Source organism: Moraxella sp. CTOTU48268, from assembly GCF_032069585.1.
GTDB classification, from domain to species: domain Bacteria; phylum Pseudomonadota; class Gammaproteobacteria; order Pseudomonadales; family Moraxellaceae; genus Faucicola; species Faucicola cinerea.
Genome location: NZ_DAMALV010000075.1, coordinates 1 through 2,522 on the forward strand (window position 1 = coordinate 1; position 2,522 = coordinate 2,522).

At 38.3% G+C, this 2,522-nt stretch carries 3 protein-coding genes and 1 pseudogene; 2 read left to right on the plus strand and 2 right to left on the minus strand.

Going from position 1 to position 2,522, the window contains the following annotated elements; translation table 11 throughout:
- Both RT143_RS12225 and RT143_RS12230 read right to left on the minus strand, forming a co-directional pair.
- The coding region (locus RT143_RS12225; protein ID WP_313093360.1) for a ParB/RepB/Spo0J family partition protein at nucleotides 1-854 on the minus strand (854 nt) is incomplete at its 3' end.
- Nucleotides 855-930: 76 nt separating this feature from the next.
- Nucleotides 931-1,689: pseudogene (locus tag RT143_RS12230) on the minus strand (ParA family protein); the annotation flags it as partial.
- A 178-nt stretch (nucleotides 1,690-1,867) separates the two neighbouring features.
- Here RT143_RS12230 and RT143_RS12235 point away from each other — a divergent pair.
- Together RT143_RS12235 and RT143_RS12240 are read left to right on the plus strand one after the other, a co-directional pair.
- Nucleotides 1,868-2,125, plus strand: coding sequence for a hypothetical protein (locus RT143_RS12235; protein WP_313093366.1), 258 nt, complete (start codon nucleotides 1,868-1,870; stop codon nucleotides 2,123-2,125).
- Between the two features lie 279 nt (nucleotides 2,126-2,404).
- Nucleotides 2,405-2,522 (plus strand): recombinase family protein (locus RT143_RS12240; protein WP_313093367.1); only part of this gene is annotated, 118 nt, incomplete at its 3' end.

The following is a 2,522-nucleotide window of genomic DNA, read 5'->3' on the forward strand; positions in this document are numbered from 1 at the left end:
TCTTTGGCATTGATTTCGACCACATACTTTTTGCCTTTATGATGAAATTTTCCAATGTGTTTACCTCCTGATAAAATCGGTTTGATGTCAGGTGCGGCAACTGGTGGATAATAAATTTGTGATTTAAGTTCTTTTAAAGACTCGCTTTGAATAAATTCTGCAATTCTGCCTTGATCCAACTTACCTAACTCTAGTAACTCCCAAACACGACTTAGAACTTCATCAGTTTGTTGTTCAGAAAACTTGAATTGATTCAATACCTGCTTGATGTCATACGCTGCCGAGCGGGATAATAATTTTGGCTTGGTAGCGACTTTATCCAAAAATGATGTTGGTAAGTCGTGATAGGCAAGATAGCGGTACATTTCCTTGCGGTCAAGACCGACAGCTTCGGCAAGACGAGATTTATTGGGAAAATGTTTCTCGATATTACGCAGTGCTTGAGCGATTTCATAATCGCACAAATCTTCACGACTGGCATTTTCGGCGAGTGCTAAAATGGCAATCTCGCTATCGCTTGCTCGTGATACAATCGCATCGATATGGGTTTTGCCAAGAAGTTCGTGAGCTTTAAAACGGCGTTCCCCTGCAATCAGCTCATAATCGCCTAAGCCTGTTTCTCGTACGGTAATGGGTTGCAGCAGTCCCATTTCTTTGATAGATTCTGCAAGATTGGCGATTTCTGCTTCATCAAATACTGTTCTAGGCTGAAAAGGATTAGACTTGATTTTATCAAGTGGTAATCGTTTTAACTCATTACCGACATCTAAATAGGTCGATTGGTTGGCATTGGCATGACGGGCGTTGTTATCAGCTAATTTTTGAGCCAATAATGTTTTTATATCTTTACTCATCATCAACTCCTTCAGTAGCCTCGAGTTCTACATCAGAATTATCTGTTTTGAGGTATAACTCATTTGCTACCCAAACCGCTAATTTACGAAATTCGCGGGCGACTTTGGATGAACGGTCGATTTTCTGAATGCTGGTCTGCGCCATGGCAGCTTGGTTAATTTTGGTACTGGTTGGAATCTTAACTGGAATGAGCTTTCCAATTTGTTCTTTGGCTGAGCTTTCAATCAGTTTACAGACGGTTTGACGTTCATCATGACGAATCAGTAATGCACCCAGTAAGTTCAGATTAGGATTTATGCGATGAATCTTTTGTAGATGACGTGTTAAGTCAGTCACGCCATACATACCGTACTGTGATCCCGATTCTATCGGTATAATTAAATCGGTCGCAGCTGCTAAAGCATTACTGGTCAAAAGTTTAAGACTGGGTGGACAATCAATCAAAATAACATCATACAAACCTATAAGTGGTGATATTTTGTCACGCAACTCTTCAGAAGGACGCGGTGTGTCTTCTTTTAGCTTATCTTCTGTCATGCCCAGTGCTAAAGAACCGTAAATTAAAGATACCCCTTCAAGATAAGTATCTTCATGAATCGCAAGGGGTAACTTCTCGGGCTCTGACAACAGTAATTCTGCAATAGTCACACTGACTTCACTAGGGTGTTCTTTTCCGATGTGTAGGCTAGCGTTGGCTTGTGGGTCAAGATCAATGACAAGCACGGATGAACCGAGTTTAGCGAGTTCTGCTGCAAGATTAACCACGGTCGTCGTTTTGCCACAGCCGCCTTTATGGTTAGCAACGGCTATTATCTTAGTCTTTTTATTTATCATTTGTGTTCAATACCATTTAAAAACGTGTATGATAGTATATAAGATTAGGCAACAAATAGCGATTATTTCCAAATAAAAAAGTGTGGCAAATTGCCACAGCTATAGTTTTTTATTAAGTCGTTTTTAGTTCAATTTTGTTTGCAATATGAAATTGAACTAAATTTAGAATGATTTCCTTATGTATATCCCCCGTCATCTTCATTTAATCTTAGCCACACTTATCACTCAATTCCCTGCAATTATGGTGACAGACGCCAGACAAGTCAGTAAATCAATCTTGTTCAAGCATATTGCACAGAGCCAAGGTAAATATTATCAATACATCACCTTTAACGAACCACTACAATTGGCACAAGCAAGTGATGAGCCGATGCTTTTCATGCTCAATCATACAGGCAAGACAGAGTTGCTTGGCTTGCCAATGACCTACCTGTAATTTTTTATCAAGGTAAACATTTGCGTAAATTTTGAGTTTTTTTCTGATATCGATAAATTACGAAAATCAATTATTATGCAGAATTTTTATTTTCTACTGTTTAGAATTCTCATAACTTTCAGTTATGATAAATTTTATTCACGAAAACCTATTGTTTTTCGTGAGTTTATAAATAAGCGCCAATTCGGCGCTTTTTTATTCCATTTATTTCATGATAAAGCCAAATAAATCTAATTATGATAAAATAGCCAAGATATTATTTATCGTGAGAAATTTATCATGAGTTTAATCGGTTATGCCCGAGTGTCAACTTCTGAAGGGAAACAATTGCTTGACCGTCAAGTTGATGCGTTAACAGAAATCGGCTGTGAGCGAATTTTTGAAGACAAAGCATCGG